Annotated in this window: 6 protein-coding genes; all 6 read left to right on the forward strand. The window is 44.8% G+C overall.

The features are described 5' to 3' along the window. A partial coding sequence (locus A3757_RS18930; RefSeq protein ID WP_156506420.1) for a pyridoxal-phosphate dependent enzyme occupies positions 1 to 605 on the forward strand: 605 nt, incomplete at its 5' end. Positions 606 to 607: 2 nt separating this feature from the next. After that, positions 608 to 1,411, forward strand: a complete 804-nt coding sequence (trpA, locus tag A3757_RS18935) for a tryptophan synthase subunit alpha (RefSeq protein WP_068513659.1) — start codon at positions 608 to 610, stop codon at positions 1,409 to 1,411. A gap of 46 nt (positions 1,412 to 1,457) precedes the next feature. Next, the gene (gene accD, locus A3757_RS18940; RefSeq protein ID WP_068513657.1) at positions 1,458 to 2,423 is read left to right on the forward strand and encodes an acetyl-CoA carboxylase, carboxyltransferase subunit beta; all 966 of its coding nucleotides are present in this window, start codon (positions 1,458 to 1,460) and stop codon (positions 2,421 to 2,423) included. A gap of 3 nt (positions 2,424 to 2,426) precedes the next feature. Next, positions 2,427 to 3,716 carry a folylpolyglutamate synthase/dihydrofolate synthase family protein gene (locus A3757_RS18945; protein WP_068515771.1) on the forward strand — a complete coding sequence of 430 codons (1,290 nt, stop codon included), beginning with the start codon at positions 2,427 to 2,429 and terminating at the stop codon, positions 3,714 to 3,716. Then, positions 3,709 to 4,407, forward strand: a complete 699-nt coding sequence (locus tag A3757_RS18950) for an SPOR domain-containing protein (protein ID WP_068515768.1) — start codon at positions 3,709 to 3,711, stop codon at positions 4,405 to 4,407. Before A3757_RS18945 ends, A3757_RS18950 begins: the two co-directional genes overlap by 8 nt. A 104-nt stretch (positions 4,408 to 4,511) precedes the next feature. Continuing rightward, the gene (locus tag A3757_RS18955; RefSeq protein WP_068515765.1) at positions 4,512 to 5,003 is read left to right on the forward strand and encodes a CvpA family protein; all 492 of its coding nucleotides are present in this window, start codon (positions 4,512 to 4,514) and stop codon (positions 5,001 to 5,003) included. Positions 5,004 to 5,069 lie beyond the last annotated feature (66 nt).

Genomic DNA, 5,069 nt, shown 5'->3' on the forward strand with positions numbered 1-5,069 from the left:
CTCACCCTTACCCTATGCTTGTGCGTGACTTCCAGGCGATCATCGGTCGAGAAGCAAAAGCTCAGTGCCTTGAGAAAGAAGGGCGATTACCTGATGCTTTAGTCGCTTGTGTAGGTGGTGGCTCGAATGCAATCGGTTTATTTTACCCCTTTATCTGCGACCACGATGTTGAGATGTATGGTGTTGAGGCTGGAGGACACGGTATCGAGACTGGTGAGCATGCTGCGCCGCTATGCGCTGGCGCTCCGGGAGTTCTTCACGGAAATCGTACCTACTTGATGTCTGATAAGGCTGGCCAGATTCAGGGCACTCACTCTATTTCTGCAGGGCTTGATTATCCAGGCGTTGGTCCTGAGCATTCCTGGTTGAAGGACATGAAGCGAGCAAATTACGTGTCGGTTACCGACGATGAGGCACTTGCTGCATTCCGTCGCCTAACGCTAGTTGAGGGTATTATGCCTGCACTTGAGTCAAGTCATGCAATCGCCTATGGAATTAAAAAGGCGGCGACGATGTCATCCGATAAAATTATGATCATTAACCTTTCAGGTCGTGGTGATAAAGATATTCATACCGTTGCTGGCATAGATGGAATTGAGGTGTAGTTATGAGTCGTATTCAATCTGTATTAGAGAACTTGCAAGCCGAAGGTAAAAAAGCATTAATCCCATACGTAACTGGCGGTGACCCTAGACCGGGCGCAACGGTTGAGATTATGCATACCTTAGTCGAAGCTGGCGCAGACATAATCGAGCTTGGCGTGCCATTTTCCGACCCGATGGCCGATGGCCCGGTAATTCAGTTAGCCTGCGAGCGTGCACTTGAACACAATGTATCGCTTGATGATATATTTTCGATGGTGAAGGAATTTCGTGAAACAGACCAAGATACTCCGGTCGTATTGATGGGCTACCTAAACCCCTTGGAAATTAAAGGTTACGAAAAATTTGCTATTGAAGCTGCCGAGGTTGGTGTTGATGGTGCGTTAATCGTCGACTTGCCGCCTGAAGAGGCTGAATCTCTTGTACCATTTCTGAAAGAAAATGATCTGGACTCTATCTTCCTGATCGCACCGACAACTACCGACGAGAGAATACAGCATATCGGTCGTCATAGCAGCGGCTATGTATATTACGTATCCGTTAAAGGTGTCACCGGTTCAGCTGAACTGAGTACAACTGAGGTTGCCGAGAAGGTTGCATTGATCCAAAAATATAACCAAATCCCGGTTGGGGTTGGCTTTGGGATTAGAGATGCAGCGTCAGCTGCTGCTGTTTCCAAGTTAGCTAATGGCGTTATTGTTGGCAGCGTCATTGTAAATCTGATTGCTGAAAATAAAGATGATCAAGTTGCGTTAAATAAGGCCGTTAAGGGCTTGGTTTCATCAATGCGTATTGCAATGGATGCTTAATCCATCTCTTACTTTGAATGTGTAAGTTACGAGTGTAGGTAGAAAAATGAGTAGTTGGCTGGACATCATTAAACCCAAGTCGATTCGTTCTGACTCGGGTTCAAAAGGCAATATACCTGAAGGCGTATGGAAAAAGTGCCCAAAGTGTAGTGCTGCTTTATATGGCCCTGAGCTTGAGAAAAATCTTAATGTTTGCCCTAAATGCCAACATCATATGCGTGTATCCGCTCGCCAGCGAATTGATCTCTTTCTTGACCCCGATAACCGGGTTGAGCTTAATGCCAACCTTGAGCCGGTTGATCGTCTGAAGTTTAAAGACACGAAGAAATACAAAGACAGGTTGGTATCGAATCAAAAAGCGAGCGGTGAAAAAGACGCTTTGATTACTTTTAAGGGTGAAGTAAACGGTGTTCCGGTTGTCGTTGCTGCATTTGAGTTCTCTTTTCTTGGTGGTTCTATGGGGGCTGTCGTCGGGGAGAAATTTGTTCGCGCGATAAAATTATGTCTTGATGAAAGTAAACCATTGATTTGCTTTAGTGCCAGTGGTGGTGCGCGGATGCAGGAGGCCTTGATCTCACTTATGCAAATGGCGAAAACAGCCGCTGCACTTGAGAAGTTAAAAGAGGCACGACTTCCCTATATTTCTGTACTAACAGACCCTGTATTTGGTGGAGTATCTGCTAGTCTGGCGATGTTGGGCGATTTGAATATCGCAGAACCAAATGCTTTGATAGGCTTCGCCGGACCACGTGTTATTGAGCAAACTGTGCGAGAGAAGCTACCAGAAGGTTTTCAACGGAGTGAGTTTTTGCTAGAGCATGGCGCAATCGATATGATACTAGAGCGCCATGAACTAAGGGATCGCTTGTCTTCGCTTATTTCAAAACTGACAGAGTTCAGAGTGGCGAAAGTAGCGCCGGACGAAGTTAAAGAGACTAAACCTGAAGAAAGTAGTGCTGATAGCGATGGTTCTGATTCCGAACCTGAGAGTGAAGAGCTTCAGTCTACCTAAGTCATGCCTAACGTGCTAAACACTCTCGATCAGTGGCTAAGCCACATATCACAATCTCACCCAAAAGAAATTGAGCTTGGCTTAGATAGAGTAAAGTCTGTCTACCAAAAAATGAGCTTTGAGGCGCGCCCGCGAAAAATTGTGGTGGTCGCAGGTACTAATGGCAAGGGCTCGACAATTGCTTTGAGCCAAGCTGGCCTGGCTTCGCAAGGGCTAAGGTGTGGTACCTATACTTCTCCACATATATCTAAATACAACGAACGAGTCCAATTGCTTGGCGTTGATGCAAGTGACCATCAGCTTGTTGAGGCCTTCCAATATATTGACGAGGTGAGGGGAGACACTCCGCTTACCTACTTTGAGTTCGGCACCTTGGCTGCTTTGTACGTCCTCTTTAATGCAGATCTTGATGTCGTGTTGCTCGAAATCGGTTTAGGAGGGCGCTTGGATGCCGTAAATATCGTTGATGCAGATATCTCCGTGATTACTTCAATCGACATTGATCACATTGACTGGCTCGGCGACGATATTCAACAAATAGGCAGAGAGAAGGCTGGTATCCTAAGGAAAGGTCAGCCATTTTTGGCTGGTGAAAACCTTCCTCAAAGCGTCTTTGAATGTGCTGAGAAGCTCGCTTGTCAAACCTTGGTCTGTCATGAAGATTTCTATATTGACGATGACTTGGTGAGTGTTGCCCAGAAAGATTTGAGTAGGTTCAAGTTTCAGGGGTTTCCAAAGCTAAATTTACCCGATAACAATATTCTTCTCGCCTATCAGTTAATCGCTCTATTGCTTGATGGCCGCTCGCTGGATGCCGACTCGGTATATCGAAGCATGTGCAATGTTAAGTTGTCAGGGCGCCTTGAACAGTCTAGCCAAGTAAAAGGCTTATATTTTGATGTAGGCCATAATCCTCACGCAGCAAGGTTCCTAAAGTCCTTTTTGTTAAAAGAGGGTGAGGGAAAAGATAAAATTGAAGTTGTGTTCTCTGCGTTAGCAGATAAAGATGTTCGAGGCGTTGTCGCGGAACTTTCAGAATCTGTGGATCGCTGGCTAATAGCGCCATTGAATGTTGACAGAGCAATGTCTATTGCCGAATTGCAGAGTGTGCTTTCTGAAGTGTCCGATAAGGTTCTTAGCTTCGAGACGATAGATCAAGCACTTGCGTTTAGCCTAGAGCAAAAAGAGAAGGAAATATCGGCTATGACTACTGGTAAAGAGTCGCTTGTGTTAGTGTTTGGCTCGTTCTTTACTGTCGAAGCCGCAAAAAAGTTTATGGATAGTTATGAGTGAATCAGTTGATAGTTTAAAGCAACGCTTGGTCGGAGCGTTCGTTATCTTGTCTTTGGCGATTATATTTCTGCCAATGATTTTTGATAAGCCTCATAACGAAGGACGAAGTCTTTTAGTACCGGTGCCACCCAAACCTGACTATAAAACAATAGAGATCGGTAAGCCGGTTCAACCTCAGTTCAAAGTGCTCTCGGTCGATAGCGACACGGGTAAAGTTGTAGAGGGTGATGAGTTGCTTAAGCCAAGCCCCTCTGAGAAAGCTATTAAGAAAATTGAGCTTGGCGCCCTAAGCGATGAGGCGTCAAAACCTTCGGATGATGTCCAGGTAAAGAGTCCTTCCAGCCCAGCAGCTGTCAAAAAATCCCCTAAGCCCAAAGAAGTTAAGCCTGTCGTAGCAGCCTCTAAACGTCCACTGGCTTCCAAGCCAAAAGTGTCGCATTTGCCCGTTTTTAAAAATATTTGGATGGTTCAGTTAGGAACGTTTAGTAAAACTGAGAACGCTTATAAGCTAAGAGACAAACTCAGGGCCGATGGTTTTGACGGGCATACAAAAGAAGTTTTGTTGGGCGGTAAAAAAGCGATTAGGGTCTTCACCGGTCCTTTTGTTAAGAAGCGTGAAGCTGAAAAAACCAAGAAGAAACTCGACCAAAAGTATAAGGTTGATAGTCGACTCATCTTTTTTGATGCGTAACCCCCATTATCTTTGTTATTATGCGCGCCTGTTTTTTGGATATCATTTGTTTGGGTTAAATGTATCATTGCAAGTCAGAGACTAACGGGGTTAATGCGCTTTAAATGTCAGGTTTAAATTGGGCCGACTGGACGCTCATCGTCATTATCTCACTTTCAAGTTTAATGAGTCTCAGGCGAGGTTTTGTTAAGGAAGCCTTGTCGCTTGCTACATGGGTGGTTGCCTTTATTGTGGCGCGCAGCTTTCATCCTAATCTCCAAACCTTATTGATTGACTCAATTAATGAACCAGTACTAAGAACCATCGCAGCATTTATTATGTTGTTTATAGGTACCTTGCTGGTGGGTGCTGGTATCAACTTCATTGTTGGTGCTTTGATACGTTTAACTGGCTTAACCCCAATAGATAGAATGCTAGGAATTGTGTTTGGTCTTGCCAGGGGGTTAATTCTTGCAGTTGTGCTTGTAGCCATTGTTCGCTTAACGCCTTTTGAGCAAAGCGACTGGTGGCAAAATTCGGTAATGATCGAGAATTTGTCTATATTAGAGCAATGGTCTCGATCAGTATTCGAAAGTCATAAAGAAACCAAAGTTTGATAGAAACGTTTTTAAAGAGGTAGTCATATGTGTGGCATCGTAGGTGTTGTTGGAAAAAACAACGCG

It is taken from the genome of Oleiphilus sp. HI0117 (assembly GCF_001635235.1).